Annotated in this window: 23 protein-coding genes; 11 read left to right on the forward strand and 12 right to left on the reverse strand. The window is 39.4% G+C overall.

Annotation, left to right across the window (positions count from 1 at the left end):
• The first annotated feature begins 21 nt into the window (after positions 1-21).
• The 4 genes from ACOKFD_RS14355 (at position 22) to ACOKFD_RS14370 (ending at position 5,211) form a co-directional block, all read left to right on the forward strand.
• On the forward strand, positions 22-1,320 hold the full coding sequence (locus tag ACOKFD_RS14355) for an MGH1-like glycoside hydrolase domain-containing protein (protein ID WP_422858537.1): 1,299 nt from the start codon (positions 22-24) through the stop codon (positions 1,318-1,320).
• A gap of 47 nt (positions 1,321-1,367) precedes the next feature.
• Positions 1,368-2,972: a sodium:solute symporter gene (locus tag ACOKFD_RS14360; protein WP_422858538.1), complete on the forward strand. Its 1,605-nt coding sequence runs from the start codon at positions 1,368-1,370 to the stop codon at positions 2,970-2,972.
• 71 nt (positions 2,973-3,043) lie between these two features.
• Complete coding sequence (locus ACOKFD_RS14365) at positions 3,044-4,060, forward strand: S66 peptidase family protein (RefSeq protein WP_422858539.1); 1,017 nt, start codon at positions 3,044-3,046, stop codon at positions 4,058-4,060.
• Positions 4,060-5,211 (forward strand): glycerate kinase, encoded by a 1,152-nt coding sequence (locus ACOKFD_RS14370; protein ID WP_422858540.1) that lies wholly within the window; start codon positions 4,060-4,062, stop codon positions 5,209-5,211. Before ACOKFD_RS14365 ends, ACOKFD_RS14370 begins: the two co-directional genes overlap by 1 nt.
• Here the strand turns inward: ACOKFD_RS14370 and ACOKFD_RS14375 are convergent.
• Both ACOKFD_RS14375 and ACOKFD_RS14380 read right to left on the reverse strand, forming a co-directional pair.
• On the reverse strand, positions 5,197-5,592 hold the full coding sequence (locus tag ACOKFD_RS14375) for a hypothetical protein (protein ID WP_422858541.1): 396 nt from the start codon (positions 5,590-5,592) through the stop codon (positions 5,197-5,199). The two genes, ACOKFD_RS14370 and ACOKFD_RS14375, sit on opposite strands and share 15 nt — an antisense overlap.
• Positions 5,593-5,595: 3 nt before the next feature.
• Complete coding sequence (locus tag ACOKFD_RS14380; protein ID WP_422858542.1) at positions 5,596-6,195, reverse strand: GNAT family N-acetyltransferase; 600 nt, start codon at positions 6,193-6,195, stop codon at positions 5,596-5,598.
• 92 nt (positions 6,196-6,287) lie between these two features.
• Between ACOKFD_RS14380 and ACOKFD_RS14385 the strand changes: the two genes are divergently transcribed.
• Positions 6,288-6,680 carry a VOC family protein gene (locus ACOKFD_RS14385; protein ID WP_422858543.1) on the forward strand — a complete coding sequence of 131 codons (393 nt, stop codon included), beginning with the start codon at positions 6,288-6,290 and terminating at the stop codon, positions 6,678-6,680.
• Between the two features lie 11 nt (positions 6,681-6,691).
• On the opposite strand, the gene ACOKFD_RS14390 is transcribed toward ACOKFD_RS14385, so the two are convergent.
• A complete protein-coding gene (locus ACOKFD_RS14390; RefSeq protein WP_422858544.1) occupies positions 6,692-7,108 on the reverse strand; it encodes a DUF3052 domain-containing protein in 417 nt (138 codons plus the stop codon).
• Between the two features lie 280 nt (positions 7,109-7,388).
• Between ACOKFD_RS14390 and ACOKFD_RS14395 the strand changes: the two genes are divergently transcribed.
• Positions 7,389-7,718: a hypothetical protein gene (locus ACOKFD_RS14395; RefSeq protein WP_422858545.1), complete on the forward strand. Its 330-nt coding sequence runs from the start codon at positions 7,389-7,391 to the stop codon at positions 7,716-7,718.
• 34 nt (positions 7,719-7,752) lie between these two features.
• Here ACOKFD_RS14395 and ACOKFD_RS14400 read toward each other — a convergent pair whose 3' ends face one another.
• Complete coding sequence (locus ACOKFD_RS14400; RefSeq protein ID WP_422858546.1) at positions 7,753-8,373, reverse strand: MarR family winged helix-turn-helix transcriptional regulator; 621 nt, start codon at positions 8,371-8,373, stop codon at positions 7,753-7,755.
• A gap of 86 nt (positions 8,374-8,459) precedes the next feature.
• On the opposite strand from ACOKFD_RS14400, the gene ACOKFD_RS14405 reads away from it, so the two are divergent.
• The 3 genes from ACOKFD_RS14405 to ACOKFD_RS14415 all read left to right on the forward strand — a co-directional run bounded on the left by ACOKFD_RS14405 (position 8,460) and on the right by ACOKFD_RS14415 (position 11,834).
• Complete coding sequence (locus ACOKFD_RS14405; protein ID WP_422858547.1) at positions 8,460-10,826, forward strand: TonB-dependent receptor; 2,367 nt, start codon at positions 8,460-8,462, stop codon at positions 10,824-10,826.
• A 130-nt stretch (positions 10,827-10,956) separates the two neighbouring features.
• The gene (locus ACOKFD_RS14410) at positions 10,957-11,289 is read left to right on the forward strand and encodes a single-stranded DNA-binding protein (RefSeq protein WP_298995294.1); all 333 of its coding nucleotides are present in this window, start codon (positions 10,957-10,959) and stop codon (positions 11,287-11,289) included.
• Positions 11,290-11,423: 134 nt separating this feature from the next.
• Complete coding sequence (locus tag ACOKFD_RS14415) at positions 11,424-11,834, forward strand: hypothetical protein (RefSeq protein WP_422858548.1); 411 nt, start codon at positions 11,424-11,426, stop codon at positions 11,832-11,834.
• A 248-nt stretch (positions 11,835-12,082) separates the two neighbouring features.
• Here the strand turns inward: ACOKFD_RS14415 and ACOKFD_RS14420 are convergent, their stop codons facing one another.
• From ACOKFD_RS14420 to ACOKFD_RS14450, 7 genes are all read right to left on the reverse strand, one after another.
• Positions 12,083-12,604 carry a ferritin gene (locus ACOKFD_RS14420; RefSeq protein ID WP_298995290.1) on the reverse strand — a complete coding sequence of 174 codons (522 nt, stop codon included), beginning with the start codon at positions 12,602-12,604 and terminating at the stop codon, positions 12,083-12,085.
• An 88-nt stretch (positions 12,605-12,692) separates the two neighbouring features.
• Positions 12,693-13,532 (reverse strand): phosphatase PAP2 family protein, encoded by an 840-nt coding sequence (locus ACOKFD_RS14425; RefSeq protein ID WP_422858549.1) that lies wholly within the window; start codon positions 13,530-13,532, stop codon positions 12,693-12,695.
• A 26-nt stretch (positions 13,533-13,558) separates the two neighbouring features.
• Entirely contained in the window at positions 13,559-14,461 is a 903-nt protein-coding gene (locus ACOKFD_RS14430) for a histone deacetylase (protein ID WP_422858550.1), read from the reverse strand.
• Positions 14,462-14,468: 7 nt separating this feature from the next.
• Positions 14,469-16,598 (reverse strand): Tex family protein, encoded by a 2,130-nt coding sequence (locus ACOKFD_RS14435; RefSeq protein WP_422858551.1) that lies wholly within the window; start codon positions 16,596-16,598, stop codon positions 14,469-14,471.
• Between the two features lie 22 nt (positions 16,599-16,620).
• Positions 16,621-18,696, reverse strand: a complete 2,076-nt coding sequence (gene metG, locus ACOKFD_RS14440; protein WP_422858552.1) for a methionine--tRNA ligase — start codon at positions 18,694-18,696, stop codon at positions 16,621-16,623.
• A 153-nt stretch (positions 18,697-18,849) separates the two neighbouring features.
• Positions 18,850-20,565, reverse strand: coding sequence for a DUF1501 domain-containing protein (locus ACOKFD_RS14445; protein WP_298995276.1), 1,716 nt, complete (start codon positions 20,563-20,565; stop codon positions 18,850-18,852).
• Positions 20,566-20,576: 11 nt separating this feature from the next.
• Complete coding sequence (locus ACOKFD_RS14450) at positions 20,577-22,061, reverse strand: DUF1800 domain-containing protein (protein WP_298995273.1); 1,485 nt, start codon at positions 22,059-22,061, stop codon at positions 20,577-20,579.
• Positions 22,062-22,232: 171 nt separating this feature from the next.
• Here ACOKFD_RS14450 and ACOKFD_RS14455 point away from each other — a divergent pair, with 171 nt between their 5' ends.
• Positions 22,233-22,592, forward strand: coding sequence for a YraN family protein (locus tag ACOKFD_RS14455; RefSeq protein WP_298995270.1), 360 nt, complete (start codon positions 22,233-22,235; stop codon positions 22,590-22,592).
• A gap of 51 nt (positions 22,593-22,643) precedes the next feature.
• Entirely contained in the window at positions 22,644-23,303 is a 660-nt protein-coding gene (locus tag ACOKFD_RS14460; RefSeq protein WP_422858553.1) for an aspartate kinase, read from the forward strand.
• Positions 23,304-23,306: 3 nt separating this feature from the next.
• Here ACOKFD_RS14460 and ACOKFD_RS14465 read toward each other — a convergent pair whose 3' ends face one another.
• Positions 23,307-24,212, reverse strand: a complete 906-nt coding sequence (locus ACOKFD_RS14465) for a hypothetical protein (RefSeq protein ID WP_422858554.1) — start codon at positions 24,210-24,212, stop codon at positions 23,307-23,309.
• Between the last annotated feature and the right edge of the window lie 100 nt (positions 24,213-24,312).

Consider the following 24,312-nt stretch of genomic DNA (forward strand, 5'->3'; position numbering starts at 1 on the left):
CCTCAAAATAAACACAGATTAATGAAAGAAAACCTGATTAAAAAGGCTGTAGAAGTTTTAGAAAACAATTGGCAAGATGGGTTTACTATTCCCGCACAGGGATTATACCCCTTTCAATGGAAATGGGATTCCGGATTCATTGCATTGGGGTATGCCCATTACCATATGCAGAAGGCAATAAGGGAATTGGATACGCTGTTGGATGCACAATGGGAAAATGGTTTCATTCCCCACATTGTATTCCATAACGATAGTGACACCTATTTTCCGGGGCCGGATTTTCACCAATCCCAATTACATCCAAAAGCTTCCAAAAAATACCGTTCAACCGGAATGGTACAACCTCCTGTTTTGGGTTTTGTTTTGGAACGCATCTATGATGTTGCAGAGGACAAAAGCACCGTTTTGTCTCATTTGGATAACCTTATTGATAAGGTTTACCATAATCACGTATACTTTTATGAAAATCGGGATATACATAATGAAGGTTTGGTCTATATCTACCACAACTGGGAGTCTGGAACCGATAATTCCCCTATGTGGGATGACATTTGGCCTACCATGGATTCGCCCGATTACGAATTTGAACGTAGGGACACTACGCACGTAGACCCATCACAAAGGCCCACAAAAAGAGAGTACGATCATTACCTGCACATCATTGAGATAGCAAAACAGCACGGGTATGATGATGCCAAAATTGCTGAACATTCCCCTTTTCTTGTCCAGGATTCCTTGTTCAATGCCATGTTGTTACGTTCCAACGAAGCATTGATTAGATTATATGGATTGCTGGATAGAGGAGCGGATAAAATAGCTTACTTACGGGCAAAGCATAGCTTGGGAATTGATAGTATGAACACTAAACTTTTTGATGAGGATTCAGGAGCCTATTTGCACTTTGATTTACGTTCCAATAAACTGTTGCCTTACATTTCATCTTCTTCTTTTACACCTTTGTATGCAGGAATTCCAACTAAGGAAATAGCTTCAAAGCTAGTGGACACCCTTACAAATAAGTTTGGGGATAAAGGCAAACTTTTATGTGCATCATTTGACCCTACCCACGAAAAATTCAATCCGAAGAAGTATTGGAGAGGACCTGTATGGATAAATATGAATTGGATTGTATTTCAAGGGTTGAAACGCTATGGATTTGAAGATTTGGCCGAAAGAGTAAGGAAGGATTCAATTGAACTTGTTGCAAACCACGGTTTCTATGAGTATTTTGATTGCAGAAAGGATTATCCAAATGCATATGGAGGGAATAATTTCTCCTGGACGGCAGCACTTTTGATTGATTTATTGCATTCGGATTGATACTTTCAGATGAAGGAATAGTTGTATAACCAACCCATACTACCTAAATGAACTACATTGACTACATCATTATTATTGTATATCTGGTTGCCTTCTTGGGCATTGGGTATTTCTTCAAGGAAAACAAAAGCTCAGGAGATTATTTTCTTGGAGGTCGAAGTATGGGATGGCTTCCTTTAAGCCTTTCTACTATGGCGACCCAACTTTCTGCCATTAGTTTTATTTCTGCGCCGGCATTTGTTGGACTCAAGGATGGCGGTGGACTGCAATGGCTCACTTACGAATTTGGTGTTCCTTTGGCCATGGCCTTTCTTATGGTGGCACTAATTCCAACCCTATATAAATCCGGGATTGTAAGTATTTACGAATATCTTGAAAAGCGTTTTGATGCTTCTTCAAGGTTATTGATAAGCTTTGTTTTTCAGATTAGCCGTTCGGTAGCTACCGGTGTGATGGTGTATACGATGGCCTTGATTCTTCAGGCAACTGTTGGAGTCGATTTCTGGATTTCTGTTTTGATTATAGGTGTCATTACACTCATTTATTCATTTCAAGGGGGGATGAAAGCTGTTATTTGGGGCGACGTTATCCAAATGATCATTCTCTTTTTGGGAATCGTGATATGTTTGGCCTATGGCATAAGCGAATTGGGAGGGTTTGATAATTTCTTGACCAATGTGGATAAGGAACGTATCACTGCGGTGGATTTCACCAAATGGGGCTTTAATAATGCTGATAAAAATGACGAGTTTGGTTTTTGGCCCATGATCATAGGGGGATTCTTTTTGTATGCGTCCTATTATGGTACGGACCAAACCCAATCGCAACGACTGCTCTCTGCAAAAGGGATGCCTACCATTAAAAAATTATTATTGGCCAACGGACTTTTTAGATTTCCGTTGACGCTTACGTATTGTATCATGGGATTGGTCCTAGGTACCTTGTTGGTCCAGGACTTAGGTTTTCAGGAAATGATGGAATCCGTGTATCAAGCCAATATCGATTCATTGGAAGGAAAAAAAGCCGATTTAATGGTTCCGGTTTTCATCATCAATTACCTTCCTAATGGGATTATCGGAATCCTGATTGTCGCTATCATGTCGGCGGCAATGTCCTCATTAAGTTCAACGGTAAATTCTCTTTCGGCAGTAACTATGGAAGATTTTGTAAAGCGGTTTAAACCGGAAATAAGCGATTCTAAATATGTTCTAACATCAAGACTTCTATCCCTGTTTTGGGGAGTAGTTTGTTTGTTCTTTGCGTTTTTTGCAGGAAATATTGAGGGGACTGTAATTGAGGTTATAAATAAGGTGAGTTCTGTTTTTTACGGACCTATTCTTGCGGGATTTATGTTGGCCATTATGACCAAGAAAACCCATGCTCTGGGCGCCAATATAGGAATTGTGGTAGGGGTGTTGTTCAATATGTACCTGTGGTTGTATGTTCCTGAAGTATTTTGGTTCTGGTGGAATGCCATCGGCTGTTTAGTTACTGTAGTTGTAGCCACGGTTGTTAGTGCCTTGATCAAGAGAAAGGTTAATGAAGGTTTGGAGGTCGTATATTCCCCCTCGAAAAAAGAAGTGGCACTTTTGCTTGGATTTTTTGCTTTTATCGTGGTATTGAGCATTTATATGCCCAAACTTCTATCTTGATATAAATGTATTTGAATAAAAAAAGTCACCCTAAACCGAACTATATTTGAATCCTATTGCAATTGGGAAATATGAAAGTACATACTTGTAGAATAGTTGTTTTTTGTCTTGTTTTATTCATTTCTATTTCCGCTTTCGGACAGAATGATAACCAAATCTATATTCAACCTCCATTTTTGACTTCGGGAGATACGGTTGCTATAGTAGCTCCGGCTGGCATTCTTAAAAACCGGGAAAAAAGTATTTCAAAAGCGATGGAGATTTTGTCCTCGTGGGGATTGCACCCTATTTTGGGGAAACATCTATATGCCAAGAACAATCATTTTGCAGGTACCGATGCCCAAAGGGCGGAGGATTTTCAGAATGCCATGGATGACCCGAGTGTTAAGGCTATTTGGTGCGCTCGTGGTGGATATGGTTCCATGCGGATATTGGATAAACTGGATTTTTCAAATTTTGAGAAAAGTCCAAAATGGATAGTTGGGTTTTCGGATATTACCGCTTTTCATGGGAAACTTGATCAATTGGGAATTCAAAGTATACATGGCATGATGGCCGCGGGCTTGGAATTAAGTGAAGAACTTTCTGATGAAACACAGGAAAACATCAATAGCCTTAAGAAAGCCCTTTTTGGAGAAGTATTAAGATACGAGCTGGATTCATCTCCTCACAACAAAAAAGGCATGGCAAAAGGGGTTTTGATAGGGGGTAACCTTTCCCTGCTCCAAGCCAGTCTCCAATCCGATGCTAATCTGGATACTGAGGGTAAAATTCTCTTCATTGAGGAGATAGGTGAGTACCGATACAGTATTGATAGGATGTTGTATAGCTTGAAACGAGCAGGATATTTTGATGGACTTGCCGCTTTGGTAGTCGGAGAAATAAGCAAGGTAAGAACCAATACAACTCCATTTGGAATGTCAAATGAAGAGCTTATTTTGGATGTGGTCAAGGAATGTGATTTCCCCGTTCTCTTCCATTTTCCGGCTGGTCATGGAGATGAAAATAGAACCATGATTTTTGGAGAGGAAGTAACTCTTGATGTGGGAGTAAATAAATCCGTAGTAACCTTCGAGAAACAAAATTGATGAAGTTTGTCTTGGCTCCAGATAAATACAAAGGTTCACTTTCTGGCGAAGAGTTTTGTGATGCTGTCGAATCAGGTTTGCTAAAGGTATTTCCAGAAGCACAGATTTTAAAAAAACCTTTGGCTGATGGAGGAGATGGGACCCTTGAGGTGGTCAAGCATTATCTGAATGCCGAAATCGTATCGACAACGGTGCAGGACCCATTGTTTCGGGAAATTGAATCGGGCTATCTTTTTTCAAAAGAAAAAGGGATTGCCTTTATCGAAATGTCCGAGGCTTCGGGATACAAATTATTGTCCAAAACAGAGTTGAATTGCATGAACACAACCTCTTTGGGTACTGGGGAGCTCATTAAAGATGCTTTGGAGAGAGGCGCCAGACAGATTGTTTTGGGAATTGGTGGTAGCGCAACCAATGATGGCGGAATTGGAATGGCTGCAGCTTTGGGCTATCAATTTTTGGATTCAGATGGAAATGAAATCAAACCTATTGGAAAGAATCTAAGCGCCATAAACCGTGTTGATAGCGCAAATGTTCATCCCAAATTAGAGGAAGTAGAGTTTAAAGTGGCTTGCGATGTGAAAAACCCCTTGCACGGGAAAGAAGGAGCTGCTTTTGTGTATGGCCCCCAAAAAGGAGCAACGCAGGAAGATGTCATCGCACTGGATAAGGGACTTCAAAACTTTGCAAAAGTGGTCCATAAAGAATATGGATTAGATGTACAAAGCATTCAAGGAGCTGGGGCAGCAGGGGGAATGGGAGCAGGAGCAGTTGTTTTTTTGAAGGCCTCCCTTGCTTCAGGTATTGATTTGATTAAGGAAATGGCTCTATTCGATGAAGTAATACAAGGCTCAGATTGGATTATTACTGGTGAAGGTCAATTGGATAAACAAACCTTATCGGGTAAAACGATTGTGGGGGTACTGCAAGCTGCCAAAAAACATCAAATTCCCGTGGCCGCTTTTTGTGGTTCGGTTTCGGTCAGTATTGAGGATTTGGAAACCATGGGACTGGATTATGTAACCTCTATAATTAATCAACCGGGAACTTTGCAGGAGGCAAAGGACAAAAGTTTTGAGAATTTAGTGTTGACCGCTTATAATTTTGCGAAAGTCATGAGAGCGAATGAGAATAGTTCAATCAAAGGGTAGCAAATCCGGTTCCAAAAAGCTCTTTTTGGCTTCAAGGGAAGTATAGATATCAAAACCGTAGTGGCTTGCCATCAAATCCTTGAAATTAAACTTTAGCCTTGGATTCTCCATAATAAAGCTTTGGAAATCCAAGCAATTTGATTTAAGGATAAAATGATAGACCGCTCTCACTGCAGCTACGGTCAAGGTTTTATTGAATTTGTCGGGAACACCAAGCTTGGTGGTGTACCCTTGAATTTGATTTACGATATTGGAAATTGCTTGATCAATACCATATTTGGTAATATGAATCCATGCCAATCGAATATGAGCTTCATGTGTGAAAAGCTCTGGAGGCAATAGGCCCGCTTCAAATTGTTTTTCAAACTCTGAGTTTGTCATCGATTATTGGTATTTTTTGTTCATTTTATATTCCAAAGACATTTTTACGGTTGGCCATTCGCTGTTCAAGATAGAAAAGATAACCGTATCTCTTATATTTCCCATCTTATCAATACGATGGTTTCGAATAATTCCATCCTGTTTGGCTCCCAATCTCAAAATCGCATTACGTGATGGAAAATTAAAAAAGTTAGTCTTAAACTCTACCGCAATAGCATCCAAGGCTTCGAAAGCATGCTGGAGCAAGAGGTATTTGCATTCCGTATTGATTCCTGTACGCTGAACCCTTTGGGCATACCAGGTGTATCCAATTTCTACTCTGCGATTGGGGGTATCTACACTGCAATACCTTGTAGAACCCACAACTTTGCCAGACTTCTTTTCAATAATAACAAAAGGTAGGGCGAGACCTTCGGATTCCTGTTGTAAGGCAAAATCAACATATGCGTCAAGGCTATCTTTTGAAGGAACAGAAGTATACCAAATTTCCCAAAGATTCCCATCCGAAGCGGCTTCTAAAATCTCTGATTTATACGATTCTGTAAGAGGAAGTAACTTCACTAAATTTCCCTCTAACTCAATTGGGTTCAACCATTTAGCCATAACCGTGATTTTGATGGTCAAATATACTGTGATTTTAAAGTTGGTTGCTATCAGAATCTTACTTTTGAGATACAAATCGTGAACTGTGCAACATGGAACAGAATATTGGATTGTTGACCTTAGTGGTAAGTGAGTATGATGAGGCCATTGAATTTTACACTCAAAAAATGGGGCTTGATTTAATTGAGGACACGGTATTGTCTGAAGATAAGCGTTGGGTGGTGGTTAAACCAAAAGGCTCAAAGGGAAGCGGATTACTTTTGGCCAAAGCAGCTAATACTGTGCAGGAAAAAAGCATTGGCAATCAAACTGGAGGCAGGGTATTTTTGTTTTTGAACACAGATGATTTTTGGAGAGATTATAAAATTATGATTGCAAAAGGGGTCAATTTTTTGGAGGAGCCCCGAAAAGAAGCGTATGGAATTGTATCGGTTTTTGAAGACCTGTACGGCAACAAATGGGACTTATTGGAGTTAAAAAAATAAGTTGAGAGTTTCTACTTTCTATCTTTAAGCCTGTACATAAACTTATGGCCACTCCATTGGTCATCCACTGCGGCTACTTTCGTGTCTACAAGTCCACAATCTTGGCCAGCTTTCATAACAGCAAACTTGTCAATCTCTGTTGGAATTTTTGAAGACTTTTTGGGCCAACTTACCCAAAGAATACCGTTCTTTTTCAAATTGGGTTTTGCTATTTCGAGACCTGATTCTAGTGCTTCTGAGGTTGTAGCGAAAATATGGATGAAATCAACTTCTGATTTTTCAGCTGGACTTATCAAAACAACTTCATCTGGGAAATCATGGAAAAATTCAAGGTAGGGTTTAGGAGCATTAAAGACTTGAACCAGAAATCCAGGTTTGATGCCTAGTTTTTTAGCCAATGGGGTTCCAGAATAGCCAGCGGTGCTCATTTTTAAGAAAAGTACAATTTTTTCCTATAGTAAGCAGTGTTTTAAATGTACTAAACACTAAGTTGTACTTCGTTACTATTTCGGAAGCTAAAACTGAACAGGTTTTATTACAACCAAGGCTTCGAAATCAATAGTATCTTTACGGAAAATGTTTGATAATAATGAATAGCTTTTTAATCAATTAGTAACAAATAAAATGAAGAAATTTTGCATTTTTCTTTTTCTTTTTATGACTGTCATGTGCCAAGTCAAAGCCCAAGACAATACCAAGATATCTACTATGGATTTTGTTCAAATCTTGAATGAAAACCGGGAAGAAACGCTCTACTATTTTCAAAACAATTGGAAAGTTCTAAGAGAAATGGCGGTTAAAAGGGGCTATATCCATTCTTTTGATGTTCTTGAAACTCCTTTTAGTGAGAATGCCCCGTTTGAGTTGATTTTGATTACGACCTACAAAAATGAGGAGCAATATGGAGCACGGGAAGAACATTTTCGCGAACTGATTGATGAGAAGGGCGAGTTGGATTTAATGAATGATAAAAAACCAGGGGAGTTCCGAAAAACTTTGTTTAACAAGGAAAACGTAACCCACTGGGATTCGTTGTGAAGATGTTAGACTTGTTGCCGGTCTGTACTCAATTCTAAGAGGACAAGTAGTCCTTTTGACTTTCGTTGAGATAGATGGGATAATGAAAATTGTCCAACTTCCTCAGTAGGAGCAATAGTCTTTTTTTCTCCTTCTCGTTAAGACTTTTAGAAACCAGGTTTGCCGCCAATGGTGCCTTTTGGTAACCTCCTTCAACAGCCTCTTTTCCTTTTACAGTTAGTCTTAAAAGCTTGCCTCTTTTGTCATCTGGGTTGGGAAATTCTTCAATGATTCCCTTTTTCAGAAGTCTTTTTATTACCCCCATTCCTGATGATTTATCATAGGCCATCATCCTGATTAAATCTGTCTTACCAACATGTCCCGCTCCATCAAGTATGGCCGTAAACGCGAATTCCATGTCGGTGGAGAATGGCAACCCTTCCAAAGCCATTTTAATGTAGGTGTTTGAATATCGGCTCAATCTTCCAATATGTGCCGCCAATTCCACTTCCATACTATGCCCCGTGATATGGAATTCTTCTTTGTCTTCTTCCTGAATGTTCTGTATCTGCATCCACTCCAAAAAATTGTTGATAGTACATGCCTTTTCGGGATTTTCTTCCTGATAGGTACCTACCAACGAAACCAATACTTTGGTTAAGTCATACTTATCCATAAACAACTATTTAACACTAAATTAATTAAAAATACTATTTTTTAATTGTTTTTTGTTTAATATTTGCAAATATAAATTAAACACAAATGAAAAATTTCCAACCATTCACATTTGTTTTACTAATACTTTTACTGCTGCAGTTCCAAAATATGCAAGCTCAAGTTACTGCAGATTTATTTGGTATTGTAACCGATAAAGTAGGCCAACCTATTTTTGGAGCTTCGGTTTACCTTGAAGGTACTGATAAAGGGGCTCAAACCGATTTTGATGGGAAATATCAAATTATAGGAATCAGTCCGGGAACCTACAATCTAGTGGTTAGCTATATCGGATACGAAACCCAGACCCAATATAATGTGATAATCCGTTCTAAGGGAACTCCCAACTACAATTTTGTACTTCAAGAATCCGCTCAGCAGCTGGACGAAGTTGTTGTCTCTAACGCAAACAAGATAAGTAGACCTAGAGAGACACCTTTGTCCACCCAATCTCTTTCTGCTGTGGAAATTGCAACGTATCCAGGCAGCAATAATGATGTGGTACAGGTAGCCCAGACACTTCCAGGTGTCTCTCCATCAATTGGAGGTTTTCGAAATGATTTGATTATCCGCGGGGGTGCACCCAACGAGACAGTATATTATTTGGATGGAATGGAAATCCCAAATGTCAATCACTTTGCGACTCAGGGAAGTGCCGGAGGACCTGTGGGTCTAATTAACGTGTCCTTTATTGATAACGTAACCTTATCCACTTCGGCTTTTGGCTCCCAGTATGATAATCCTCTGTCCGGCGTACTTCAGTTCAGTCAGCGCAATGGAAACAATAGAAATTTCAATGGTAACTTTAGGGTAAGTGCTAGTGAGGCTGCTTTGACCCTAGAAGGGCCTCTGTTTAAAAAAAATGCAGAAGAGTCCAAAACCACTTTCTTGGCTTCGGTAAGGCGAAGTTATCTGCAGTTTTTATTTGAGGCTATCGGTTTGCCTTTCCGTCCCAATTATTGGGATTACCAGTACAAGATCAACCATAAGATAGATTCGTACAATGACATAAGCTTAATTGGCGTGGGCTCAATTGATGATTTTTCAGTGGAGGCCCCTGAGGACTTTGATGCGGAACAGCAAGCGCAGTTGGAGCAGGCACCTTTTATTGAACAGCGGACCAATGCCATTGGTGTTACTTGGAAGAATAGATTCAAGGATGGTAGTGGCTTTATGGAGACCACTTTGAGCAATAATACTCTGGTCAATGATTTCACTCGATTTGAGGACCCGGAAAACGAGACCGGAATCATTTTTAGAAACGATGCAACCGAATCTGAAACAAAACTTCGATATGCAATAACGAAGTTTATGGGAGACTGGAAATTAACGTCTGGATTCAACTTTCAATACTCAGATTATGAAAATGAAACCGTAAACCTTACCGATGGCATTGCCTTCAATACTGCTATCGATTTTTATAAATATGGTCTTTTTGCCAATGTGACGAGGTCCTTCTTTAATGATAAACTGGATGTTTCTTTTGGCTTTAGATTGGATGACGATACGTTTACAGAAGAGGACAACCTACTTTCTACTTTTTCCCCAAGGTTGTCTCTTTCTTATGAATTCTCAGAAAACTGGAGAGTGAATGGGTCCGTCGGCAGGTATTTCAAAATACCGCCCTATACCATACTTGGCTTTAGGGATAATGATCAAAATCTTGTCAATCAAAATGCCGAGTATACTTTGAGTGACCATTTTGTTTTGGGACTACAACACTATTTTGGTCCCTCGTCCAGTATTTCTTTGGAAGGTTTTTATAAACGGTACGATGATTACCCAGTTTCTGTTTTAGATCAAGTTTCCTTGGCAAACAAAGGGGCCGACTTTGAAGTGTTGGGGAGCGAGGATGTAGAAACAGTGGGTAGAGGAAGAAGCTATGGTGCAGAACTTCAATTTCAGCAAAAACTATCCAATAATTTTTATGGCATTTTTGCCTACACTTGGTTCTATAGCGAATTTACCGGATTTGACAGAGATGTGTTTTTACCTTCAGTTTGGGATAGTCGCCACCTGATTTCTTTCACTGGAGGTTATAAATTCAAGCGAAACTGGGAGCTAAGTGCGCGATACCGTTTTGCAGGAGAAACTCCTTTTGTTCCCACCGATTTGGAAGCCACCTTGGCCAACTACCCGGAAGTGATTTTGGATTACAACCGTTTGGGAGAAGAGAATTTGAATGTTTTTAGCCAGCTCGACCTAAGAATCGATAAGAAATGGAACTTTGAAAAACTGTCTCTTGATGTTTTTGTAGAGGCCCAAAATGTGTTGGGTCAAAACATTCCGCAACCTCCCGAATTTGGTCTAAACAGAGGGCTAGATGGTTCCATAGTGCAACCGAGAAGTTTGGTCGAGATTGAAAGTGACACAGGGCAAATCATTCCAAGTATCGGTATTGTTTTGGATTTTTAAACAGTTACATCCGTTTACAAACGAAAGCAATTGATTACTATACGATTTTAGTATTTTCCACTTTATAGGTTTGCCCTGTCGAACAATGGAGTTCGGTAGTATTAACTGTTTAACGCTAAAATTAATAATCATGAATGCACTAAAAAACAAAGTACAGTTGATTGGAAACCTAGGAAATGACCCCGAAGTTATTATCCTTGAAAATGGAAACAAACTGGCTAAATTTTCCATGGCCACAAATGAAAGCTATAAAAATGCAAAAGGGGAGCGGGTAACTGAAACTCAATGGCATAATATAGTGGCATGGGGGAAAACCGCGGAAATAGTGGAAAATTATCTGACAAAGGGAAAGGAAGTTGCCATAGAGGGCAAATTGACATCAAGGAGTTATGAAACCAAGGAAGGAGAAAAGCGATATATCACGGAGATTCAATGTAAGGAATTGTTGATGTTGGATAAATGATGTAAGGTAAATCATCGATAAAAGGGAGCAAATGCTCCCTTTTTATTTTAAAATCAATGATTTAACAATAACTTATAATACAAAAAGGAAACCATTGACCCAAATTATCGTTTACTTATAAAAGAAACGTAAAAATGAAACGGAGTTATTTGCTTTTACTAGTTCTTCTTCTTGGTTTTGCGAAGCAAAGCCAGGCTCAAGGGACTACTACTAACTCCAAGTTACTGCGCTTCTATGAAAATTTGGCGGAACGGGATGCCGCTTATGAGCAAAGCCTCCAATTAGATCACCAAGGTGAATTGGATTATTGGAACGATCAGGAAGGCTTTGAGAGGGAATTGGGAAAATCAAATTTTTCCTTCTACCTGGTTTACATGAAGAGCAAAAAAGAAGCACACCGCAAGTATCTTAAAGAATGTAAAGGGTCCTGTGTTCATAGTGATGTCTACTGGAAGAAGATGAGAAACTATCTCTCAACACCGGATGCCTTGGACCTTTTTAAGGCAACTACAGACGTAGCTCAATCTACTTCCATAAAACAATAAAAAAACCGCCTTTTGGCGGTTTCTTATGCAACTTTTTTCAGTAAATCATAGCAGGGACAACGTTTACATCGTTTGCTTTCTGACTTCTTGTATTTTTTACAACACTTGGTTTTGCAATTAGTAAGAGGGAGCTCTTTAAGTAAAGCCTTCTTTTCTTTTTTGCTGGTCTTTTTGCTTTTTCCCATCTGATTAATCAGTGGGTCAAATATAACTATTTTAAATTAATCTAAATAAATAGTTATTAACACTTACTCACCAGCAGTGTCAGAAGCAGCACTCTCCACCGTTAGTTGCTGTATATCTCTATCAAATAGATAAAGTCCTCCTTTATCATCGCCAATAAGATTGATTTTGTCCAAAACTGTTCTAGCCAAGGCTTCTTCTTCCAACTGTTCGGCTACGTACCATTGTAGAAAATTATGGGTAGCATAATCTTTTTCATCTAAGGTGATGTGAACCAATTCGTTGATGCTTTGCGATACAAATACTTCATGATCAAACAATTTTTGCAACATCTTTTGGAGGGTGCCAAATTCAGTTTCTGGAGCTTTTAAGTCGGAAACTACAGCATGACCACCTCTCTCATTTACATACTTTACCAATTTAAGCATATGCATACGTTCTTCATCAGCGTGTCCATACATGAAACCAGCTACACCTTCAAGTCCCTTTACTTCTGCCCAAGAGGCCATGGACAAATACACTTGTGATGACTCTGCTTCTATACGGATTTGCTTATTTAAAGCCTCTTCTAATCTTTTTGATAACATATTTTTTTCTTTTTAAGTCATGTAAAATTACTAAATGGACTTGGTTTTAGGACTGAAACCTAGTTATTTAAAATCAGATTACTTAAAATCAGAAGCGTACCGCGACACCCATAGTACCTGGTCCGAAATTGAGATTCCAACTTAGTTTTTTCTGTTGGTCATTGTATTTTTGGTCATACTTGGAATCTAAGTACTTATCGATTGATTCCACAATGAAAATACTTAGTACCGTACCAAAAGCCACGTCCGATACCCAATGAAATCCATCATTCACTCTAGCTAAACCAGGGATTAAGCCTACCGTGTATATTCCTGCCTTTACCCATGGACTTTTAAATTGTTTGGCAATGGCATAGGCATTGCTGAAAGCTAGTATGGCATGTCCGGAGGGGAAGGAATCGTAATTGAACACCCTATTTACATTAAAAGGGTCATACGTACTTGAGGAATCTCCACTCTTTGGTCGTGCCCTGCCTATAATTCGCTTGCTCACCTGTTGTAAAAAGCCTCCAGCGGTAGCCGAAGCAATTAGAAGCACACCTGTTCTTCTAAGTTTTTCATTTTTGGTGAATAGGCCTGCAAGATAAACACCACCAGTGAACATATAATTGTTCTCTGGATTACCATACTCAATTCCATAATTGACAAGAAAATCAGGGACATCATCTCTAAAACCATCGGCCCAACTATCCAATTCATCATCCACAGTAAATAAAGCCAAAGTTCCAGCTGTTACATACCCAAAATTGGCCCATTGTTTTCCCTTCCAATGAAAAGGGCGACTATAAGCATGACCAATACCGCCAAACACATTGCCAATGTCATAGGTGAAATGGTTCCAAAGACTTTCTTTTTTATCAATTTTTAACTCCTGAGCGTTTAACTGAACCAAAATGAACATGAGCAATAATAGGGGCAATGATTTCATAAGGTTGAATAAAATGAATAGCAAATTTATGTATAAATGTGCTGGGCCAAACGAAATGTATTGGCATGTGCTTCAATGATTATTTTGATTTCTGGGGAATATCCTCCGCCCATGCTGCATTGAACTGGAACCCCATTGTCAAAACAACTCTGTAACACAAAACGATCTCGTTCTTTACATCCTTCCAAAGTCATTCCTAGGGTGCCTAACTTATCGGTCGATAGTACATCCACACCACATAAGTAAAAGATAAAATCTGGTTTTAGTCTTTCCAGAAGTTGGGGTAGAGTCTCTTTAAGCTGATTTAAGTATTCTTCATCGGTTGTTCCCTTTTCTAAAGGAATGTCCAAGTCAGATGTTTCCTTTCTAAAAGGATAGTTGCCCTTACCGTGCATGGAGAAAGTGAAAACAGAACTATCCTTTTGAAAAATTTCTGCGGTTCCGTTTCCTTGATGCACATCCAAATCAACAATAAGAATCTTCTGGGCCAATTTATTTTGAATAAGATACTTTGCTCCAATCGCTTGATCGTTTAGCATGCAAAAGGCTTCTCCTCGATTGGAGTAGGCGTGATGCGTGCCCCCTGCTATGTTCATGGCTATGCCATGTTCGAGAGCGAATTGACATCCTTTTATCGTGCCATCGGCAATGATGCGTTCGCGTTGTACCAGTTCTTCACTCAAGGGGAATCCAATTTTTCGTACCTCGCTGGGTTTTAAATTAAGTTGGGTGAGATTTTGAAAGTATTCTTCATTATGGACCGCTAAAATATCTGAATCATTCAATAAAACAGGTTCGAAGAAATTATCCTGTATGCAAGTGCCTTCGTGCAACAATTGTCTGGGTAGCAGGTCATATTTTTCCATGGGAAAGCGGTGACCTTCAGGCAAAGGATGCTTATAAATGGAATGATAGGCTATTTTGAGCATTCCTAAACTAGTCTTTTTTATGCAAGGCCAATTGAATGCGTTTTCGAGGCACATCCACATCCAAAACCTTAACCACAATTTGCTGATGTAGGCTTACATGTTCATTGACGTCTTTGACATAGGAATCCGAAAGATTGGAAACATGGATAAGCCCACTTTCTTTTATCCCAATATCCACAAAACAGCCAAAATTGGTGATGTTGTTGACAATGCCGGGCAGCAATTGACCTACTTGTAAGTCTGTAATCTTTCTTATGTTTTGGTTAAAGGCAAATACTTTGGCTTTTTCTCTTCGATCTAAACCTGGCTTTTCCAATTCTTCAAGAATATCCTTCAGAGTAGGCATCCCAATAGTTTGATCACAATAATCAACAAGATCTATGTTTTGAAGTATGGATTTGTTTCCAATCAAGTTAGCAAGCGAGATTCCCTTATCTTTTGCCATCTTTTCTACGATGGGATAACTTTCGGGATGTACAGCAGAATCGTCCAAAGGATTTTCACCTTCTTTTATCCTTAGGAAACCAGCGCCTTGTTCAAAAGCCTTTTCCCCAAGTCGAGGAACTTTTTTAATTTCAATCCTACTTTTAAAAGCTCCATATTGGTTACGATGGGCAACGATGTTCTCTGCTAGTTTTGGTCCTATGCCCGATACGTAACTGAGCAATGGGACACTGGCCGTATTGATATTCACACCCACAGAATTCACACAACTTTCCACAACGGTTTCTAAGGAAGTTTTCAATTTGGACTGGTCCACATCATGTTGGTATTGTCCTACACCAATGGATTTGGCATCTATCTTGACCAGTTCTGCAAGCGGGTCTGCCAATCGTCTTCCTATGGAAACAGCTCCTCTTACAGTAACATCGTAATTTGGAAATTCATCCCTGGCAATTTTTGACGCAGAATATATGGAAGCACCTGCTTCACTAACCACAAACACTTCGATGGGATGCTTAAAACGAATTCGTTTCACCAAATGTTCGGTTTCTCGGGATGCGGTTCCATTACCAATGGCAATTGCCTCTATTTTATGGGCGTCAACCAAGGAGCTTATCTTTTTGATGGCTCCTGCGGCATCATTTTGAGGCGCATGAGGATATATAGTTTCGTTGTGCTTTAAATCACCTTGGGCATCCAAGCAAACTACTTTGCAGCCTGTTCTAAAACCAGGATCGATGGCCAAAATTCTTTTTGCACCAAGAGGTGCACCAAGTAATAGTTGTTTCAAATTCTTGGAAAAAACCTGTATGGCATCGTTGTCCGCTTTTTCTTTGGCATTTTTTAAAAGTTCATTGGATAAGGAAGGAAATAAAAGACGTTTGTATGCATCCGCTATGGCCATTTCAATCTGAACGGAACAGGCATTATTTGATTTGATTATTCTACTTTCTATCTTATCCAATGCCCTTTCATCATCGATTTCAATTTTTACACGAATGAATCCTTCTTTTTCCGCTCTTGAAATGGCTAAAAATCGATGGGAGGGACAACGGTTCAATGGTTCACTCCAATCAAAATAATCACGAAACTTCTGCGCTTTCTCGTCATCCTTTTTGGTTTTGATGACTTTGCAGGTCAAAAGGGCATGTCGCTCCAATTGGTTTCGTAGCTGATTTCGGATACCGGTACGTTCATTGACCCATTCAGATATGATGTGTCGAGCTCCTTCAAGAGCTTCATCTTCGTTTTGGATTTGATTTGTAAGGTATTTGGAAGCGATGAACTCTATTTCATCACTTCGTTGGGCCATGATGATTTTGGCCAAAGGCTCTAAGCCATTTTTACGAGCAACCTCAGCTTTTGTTTTTTTACTTTTTTTGAAGGGGAGATAAAGGTCCTCTAGACTGTTGAGGTCTTCGCAATCTTGTAATTTGGATTGGAGTTCTGGAGTTAATAGGTCTTGCTCCTTGATAGCCTTTATGATGGCTAATTTCCTTTTCTCCAAAGCTTCAAATTCAGCTTTGAACTTTACAATTTCTCCAATCTGTACTTCATCTAGATTGCCGGTACGTTCTTTTCGATATCTTGAGATAAAGGGAATGGTACAATCTTCATTTAATAAGGCTACTGTATTCTCTACGTTTTTTTGAGAAAACTGCGTATGCTTTGTAATGAATGGGATGAGCTGCATGGACCAGTATCTTGCTGAAGAGCTAATTTATACTTTCCCCATTTTCAACCCCATTTTCATCGGGATTTAAAAACACCAGTTTTCCAGATTCATTTTCGGTCATCAAAATCATGCCTTCACTTTCCACGCCGCGTAGTTTTCTTGGAGCTAAGTTGACCAAAACAGTGACTTTTTTTCCAACAATGTCTTCAGGTTTAAAGCTTTCAGCAATTCCTGAGACTATAGTTCTCGTATCCAAACCGGTATCTACCTTTAATACCAAAAGTTTGTTGGCCTTTGGCATTTTCTCAGCTTCAACAATAGTTCCCACCCGCATATCCATTTTACTGAAGTCATCAAAAATTATAGTGTCTTTTTGCGGTGTAATCTCTTTTTCCATCTGTGCATTGACTTGTTTGGTGGCTTCTAGCTTGGCTAACTGAGCTTCTATTTCCTTGTCTTCTATTTTTCTAAATAATAATTCGCCTTTATTGATCTGGCGTTCTGGAGACAGGAATACTTCTTTGGTGCTTACCTCATTCCATGAGGTCCCTACTTCTTTCGACCTGATGTTAAGAATGTTTTTGAGTTTGTTTGAGGTAAAGGGTAAAAAAGGTTCACTCAATACTGCAAGTCCGGTTGCAATTTGAAGTGCAACATACATTATGGTTTTGGTGCGGTCTTCATCTGTTTTAATGAGCTTCCAGGGTTCTTCATCTGCCAAATATTTGTTTCCCAAACGTGCTAAGTTCATCAACTCTTGACTCGCTTCCCTAAATCTATATCTATCTAAAGAATCTTCCAAAGTTTTCGGGAACGCTGCTAAGGCGGTCAAGACTTGTTTGTCTTGTTCCTTTAATTCGCTAGGTTCTGGTACTATGCCATTGTAATATTTTTGAGTTAGGACCACCACCCGATTAATGAAATTTCCAAAGATGGCGACCAATTCATTGTTGTTTCGGGCCTGAAAATCCTTCCATGTAAAATCATTGTCTTTGGTTTCCGGTGCATTGGCCGTAAGGGTATAGCGCAAAACATCTTGCATATCTGGAAACTCTTCCAAATATTCATGCAACCAAACGGCCCAATTCTTTGATGTGGATAGTTTGTTTCCTTCCAAATTCAAAAATTCGTTGGCCGGCACATTTTCTGGTAGCACAAAATCGCCATGAGCTTTTAGCATGCTGGGAAATATGATGCAGTGGAAAACAATATTGTCCTTTCCAATAAAGTGAAGCAACTTAGTGTTTTCGTCTTTCCAATAGGGTTCCCAATCTTTTCCTTCTCTTTCTGCCCATTCTTTTGTGGAAGAAATATAGCCTATGGGCGCATCAAACCACACATAAAGTACTTTTCCTTCTGCATCTTTCACTGGAACGGGAATTCCCCAATCCAAGTCTCTTGTTACTGCCCTAGGTTTTAGGCCATCATCTATCCACGATTTACATTGGCCATACACATTAGGTTTCCAGTCACTTTTGTGACCTTCTATAATCCATTCTTTTAGGAAATCTTCATATCTATCCAAGGGTAAGAACCAGTGTTTGGTTCTTTTTAAAGTAGGAATGGTTCCCGTAATGGTAGATTTCGGGTTGATAAGATCCGTAGCATTTAATGACGAACCACAATTTTCACACTGATCACCGTACGCTTCTGTATGTCCACAAACTGGACATGTACCCACTACAAAGCGATCGGCCAAAAACTGCTCAGCTTTCCCATCATACAATTGTTCGGTAGTCTCTTCTATAAAATCTCCTTGGTCATACAGTTTTTTGAAGAAGTCTGAAGCTGTTTTGTGATGTATTTCTGCTGAAGTCCTGGAGTAATTGTCAAAAGTAATCCCAAAGTCAACGAAGGATTGTTTTATAATTCCATGGTACTTGTCAATAATCTCTTTGGGTGATACTCCTTCTTTTTTAGCTTTCATGGGAATGGCCACACCGTGCTCGTCGCTCCCACAGATGAAAGCAACATCATGTCCCTTTAGGCGAAGATAACGGGCAAAGATATCCGCAGGCACATAAACTCCAGCTAAATGACCAATATGTATGGGACCATTGGTGTAGGGGAGAGCAGCAGTAAGAGTATATCTAGAAAGAGTTTTGTCTTGAGACATATTGAAGCTTAATTAAGCTTCAAAAATACAGATTTTGGTAGAAGCTATGGAACTTATGTGTTCCAAAAAAGAAACCTCCGAAAATGCATTCCTAAGATGGGGTGGGAATTGCACAATCGGAGATTTCAGAGTGTTTGCTTATTGGAGTAAGCTTTACATTATCATTACAGATTTACTCATTCTTTCACTACCTACTGATATTCTGTATATGTACTTTCCAGTAGACAGACTGTCTCTCATTCGCTCTCGAATGTTTATTTCAGCCGAACCTTCCAGCATCATTTCATTGAATACCGTACCTACTTTCTGGCCAAGAATATTGAACAATTCAATATCTACGTGAGCTGCAAAGGGCATTTCCAAGTAGATATGGGGAGCTCTTGAGCTTGGGTAGTAGGGTCTATGTACAATAGCCGTTTCAATATCTGGATCTGGATTCATGCCATCAGGATCACTAGGAGGGGTCTCCGGTAGAGTTGGTGGGTCACTATCCATAGCAATATCTGGGAAGTCCACACCACTACAATTAAACCCAAGGTTGACTGGGTTGTACGTATGGTTCAAAAGATGTTGCTCAACCAATGGAATAGGAACACAAAGCCACTCAGCAAGGACCGTAGCATACAAATCCCTAAAGTCCATGGTGTAATCCAAGTTTCCACGTCCATTTGGACTATCCAATGATGGGTGTTCACCAACAAAGGCACTTCCGTTAAGGCCTGATCCGAAGAAAAGCGTAGGTGCTGCCTTTCCGTGATCAGTTCCCAAGGAACCGTTCTCGAAAATTCGTCTACCGAACTCAGAGAAGGTCATACTCAATACCTGTTCGTCCTGTTGCGTGAAACCTAAGTCTTCATAGAAGTTGTTCACGGCAATGGATAAATTGGACATTAAGCGCTCATGAGCCAAGGGTTGGTTTCCGTGAGTGTCAAAACCTCCCATTGAAATCATATAGACTTTTGTCCCTAGATTACCTTTAATCAATCGAGCCAATAAAGCCAATTGTCTGGCGAAACCATTGTCTTGGTATTCAACCTGATTTTGACCTCTTTCATAGGCTTCGTTGATTTTGCCAGCGTATTCGTAAGTGGTGTTGGCTACGCCTCTCAAAAATCTAAGTTGATCGCCATACATACAATTTCCGAAAGGAGCATTTGCAATATCGTAGAAGAACCCAGTCTCCGCAATTTCCTCCAACTGATCAATATTGTTGGTCACGAACGCGTAGTTGGTTTCTTCACCTTGGAAAACCAAATTGGCAATACTACCAATTTGAATTGCTGCAGGAGCTTCTGGCGGATTGATCAAATAATCAGGATAACATTGTTCAAAATGTCTTCCCATCCATCCGGTATTCAAACCGGAGAAGCCGGTAGTGGTCAAATCCGTATTCGCATAAATGTCCGAACCTGTAAAGTGGGATAAGCTTTGATTTTGATATCCAACGCCATGAACGGCTTTGAACTTTCCTTCTCCCCAAAGGGGTTCCAGAGAATTCATGTAAGTAGGCACACCAAAATCGTCAGTAAGCTTTAATACCTTACTTTCTGGAATGTAGATGTTGGGACGGGCATTAGCATAAGTATCATATTGCTGTATGGGGATTACAGTGCTCAATCCGTCGTTTCCTCCGGACAAGCGAATCAATATGAGAATATTATCTGTTTCTGCATCAGCAATGGCGGACGTCAATGGAGACGGTGCCGACGCAGTCAATAAATTACTTCCTAAAAACATAGAGCCTGAACCTGCAATCCCTAAGGCTTGGAGAAAAGATCTTCTACTCCAGTTTTTGTGCTCCAAGTCATGACCTTCGTGTTCTAGGCCTTTATGCGGAGATGTATCTTGAGTGTGGTGAGTATCGCACATAATTGTAGGGGTTATTTAAGTTGAAATTCGGGTTCTCTAACAAGATGAAGCAGCAGTAAGTATACTTGGGTATCTGCATCATCCAAGGTCATGTTCCAAGACCCTGTCTCGTAGACATTATTGTCTTCGTAAGGCTCGCGGAAAACAACAATTGCCCTGTCGTAATCGGCATCAGTCAATAAACCTTTCGGCAATAACTTGTCAATTATGGCCCTTGCCACAACATTTGGATCCGTTTCCGTGGCTCCACCAGCTCCGGCGGCCTCAATACCAAATGTCCTAAACTGTTCTCGATTGGATTGGAAGAACGCTTGGACAAATACCTCCGAAGTCAACCAGCGACCAATAATGAAATTGGTGTTAATCCACTCCCTATCTCTTTGCCAACCTGCCACATCGAATGGATCAAACATTTCTTGACCAATCAATCTTGAGGAGTCAATAATGTTTTGTACGATGTTATCGTCGTAAGCAAAATTGGTCTCTTTTAGAAGAGCATTATATAAATCAAAAGGACTTTTTATAATAACTCCAATAGCATTTTCATCAAAAAAGTGCTGGCTTTTGAAAAGTTGTCTCATTACCGGTGCCAATTCAAAGTTATTGGCAACAAAGGTCGCAGCCAGCCCCGAGATAATGGTCTGGGCATTGCCCATATCATCATCAGAATCAGGATGCACAAAATATTCGTAAAGCTTTTTACAAATAAAATTGGCTATTTCGTTGGGGCGTTCATTAAAGAGAATGTCGATGGTATCATCGTATCCCCAGTTTCCAGTTTGCCCTAAAATGGTTTTATTATCTGTATTAAAGTCTTCGGGATTAAAGGTTACTTGGGTACAACCTACGTCTCCTCGATTGGTGTAACCGGATAGAGATTTAGCTGTTTCAATGATATCTTCTTCCGTGTAGCCATTACCTTCACCCAAAGTAAATAGCTCATAAAGCTCACGAGCATAGTTTTCATTGGGGTTGTTTCCTCGGTTTCGGGCACCATCCAAATAATAGAGCATGGCGCTGGTTAAACCGATTTCACTTACAAAGGTTTTGAAATTACCCAGTGCATTTCTTTGAAGACAATTGATATAATAGTATAAGAAAGAATTACATCGATAAACATCAATCTCAGTAACAAAATGATTGTGCCAGAAGAAACTTAGTCTGTCCCTTAAATTGTTATCCAAAAGGGCATTTCCATAAGCAGTTTCAAATTCTTCTTGCTGCGCTCTACGTAACTGGCGTGCAAGGTCATCATCTTCTGGATAATTGTCGTTGTTCCAATCTGCCCACAGGGGAGCTGGAATTACTGGGGCAGCCAAAGCTTGGTCTACAAGATTGTCTACTAATGCTTCTGCAGATTGTCCTACAGCAGCATTAATGGTTTGGACCGAGGCACTAAAACCAAGCCTTCGGTACAAATGGGCAGCACGTAACTCATCTAAAGGAGTTGTATACGGCGCCAAGGTTGAGGAATTACAATTAATAAAGTACTCCATAGCAATGTTCGGCGTTAAATAGGTCCATAGTTTTGGGGCAACTATATGTCTAGCTTAGCGTTGGTGTGGTTCTGAAAAGAGCTCACAAATTACAATGTAAACGCAATGATGAGGATTAAGCACCAAATTTTTCGATGAAATGCACACTTTTTTTTCTATTTTTCAATATTTATGGGTCAACATAACGCTTTTGGACACGAAGGAGAGCGAATTGCCGCGGATTTTTTAATGAAAAAAGGATATCAAATCCTTAAACAAAATTATAGATACGATAGGGCGGAAATTGATATTCTTGCACAAAACGAGGATACACTTATCGTGGTTGAGGTGAAGTCCAGAACATCTGAGTTTCTGGAGGATATTACCCAGGTAATTAATCAAGGAAAAATTAAAAGATTGGTCAAAGCGGCGGACCATTATGTGGAAGAAAACAATTTGGATTTGGAAGTGCGATTTGATGTAATAATCGTCAAAAGAAGTTCTAAAGGGATGGAAATAGAGCATTTAGAAAGTGCCTTCCATCATTTTTAACTACTTGTGTTATTTGTAACAATTTGTTATTTTTGATGCAAAATCAATCAAATGAAAACCATATCAGCTGTTGTAGAGCATTACATAAAGAAAAAGCCATTCCTTCAAAGTGCATTAGCACAGGGAATTATAAATCTTACCTCTCTTTCTAGGCAGATTAAACCGGAAATTTCAGAAGCTCTAGGAAAGGATGTTAAAGATGGTGCTGTGGTCATGGCCCTAAAACGCCTTTCAGATGATTTGGAATTTCGAGCCACCCACCGTATAGTTAAGGTGCTTAAGAATATTGGTGAAATCACTGTTCGCTCAAACCTAACCGATTACACCTTTTTGGCCTCAGATACCATATTAAGGCAACAGGCTCAACTTTTGGAAGAGGTTAACGTGAACCAAGATGTCTTCTACACGTCATCAAGGGGAGTAAACGAAATCAACATTGTTATTAGCCATACCATGGATGGCGTGGTTGAAAAATACTTTGCCAATGAACGGTGCACACAAAAAGCAGAAAACCTCTCTTCAATCACTGTAAAGTTGCCTGCCGAAAATGTTTCCGTGCCGGGAATCTACTATTTCATTTTTCAGCGTTTGGCGTGGGAGGGTATTGTACTTTACGAAGTAATTTCTACAACCAATGAGTTTACCATTTTGGTGAATGAAGAACAGGTTGATGTTGCCTTTAAAACTATCAAAGACCTGAAATCATTGTAATACTCAATCCTTTATGGGAAGATGTTTTTCATAGGTATTGTGTATGGCCAAAATTAAAAGGCCGAAGACGACTGCGGCTACAATTAAGATGGTGTTTACTATACCATCCACTGAAAATGAGAGTCGAATAAGAATAGTGGAAATTACAAAGCCGGAATTCCGAATTACTTTATGGAACTTATCGGTATAGAAAAAAGATACCAACAATAAAATAACATCAACTATTATTAAAACAGTAAAGAATTCATCGAAAAAAACATTATTGATGTTTTTGATGGAATCAATGTCATTATTTCCAATAAGAAAGGTTTCATACGACCAACTTCCCAAAGAATAAATAGCTAGAACCAATAGAATGGGTACTAGACCTATTGCAATCATCTTTTTTAAACGTATAAACTTTTCAATGTCAACTGCCAATGGGGTATTTTGAGCAGACATCTTTTTTCGGTTCGTATTTAATCTATAAAACCAATACAGGAGATAAAAAAGCAAAACAGAAGCAACAATATCGTAGGTAAATTGAAGATCACCCTTAATGCTAAACCAATCAGAGCTTAGCTTAAGATTGGACAAATCCTTAAATAGCCTACGAATGATTATTAGAGTGATTATCTCATATTGCTTACTAATGTAAGTTGTAATTGACCTAGACAAGTAAAAAATGAGTAGGTATACCTCATATAATAGTATGAAAGAAAATGGGGTATAGATGGCACCTATGGGATTACCCAAAAGCTCAGATTGTATATTGAATAATGGGGTGAATTGGTTGATGTAAATTAAGGCCAGATGAAGGATGAAACTTAGTATGGCGATTTTTAAGGTAAACCGCTCAAAGATTTCCTTGGTTTTGTTTGAAAGCAAAAACTGGTAAAGGGGAGAAACCTTTTTTTCAACGGCGGCCATTGTTAAAAATAGGTATTATCGTTTAAAGTAGGAAAATCACTTAGCGCAGTAAACTTTCAAACAGACTAAAATCAGAGGATTTTCGTTGTAATTAAGGATT

It is taken from the genome of Flagellimonas ulvae (assembly GCF_049333175.1).
Lineage (GTDB): Bacteria > Bacteroidota > Bacteroidia > Flavobacteriales > Flavobacteriaceae > Flagellimonas.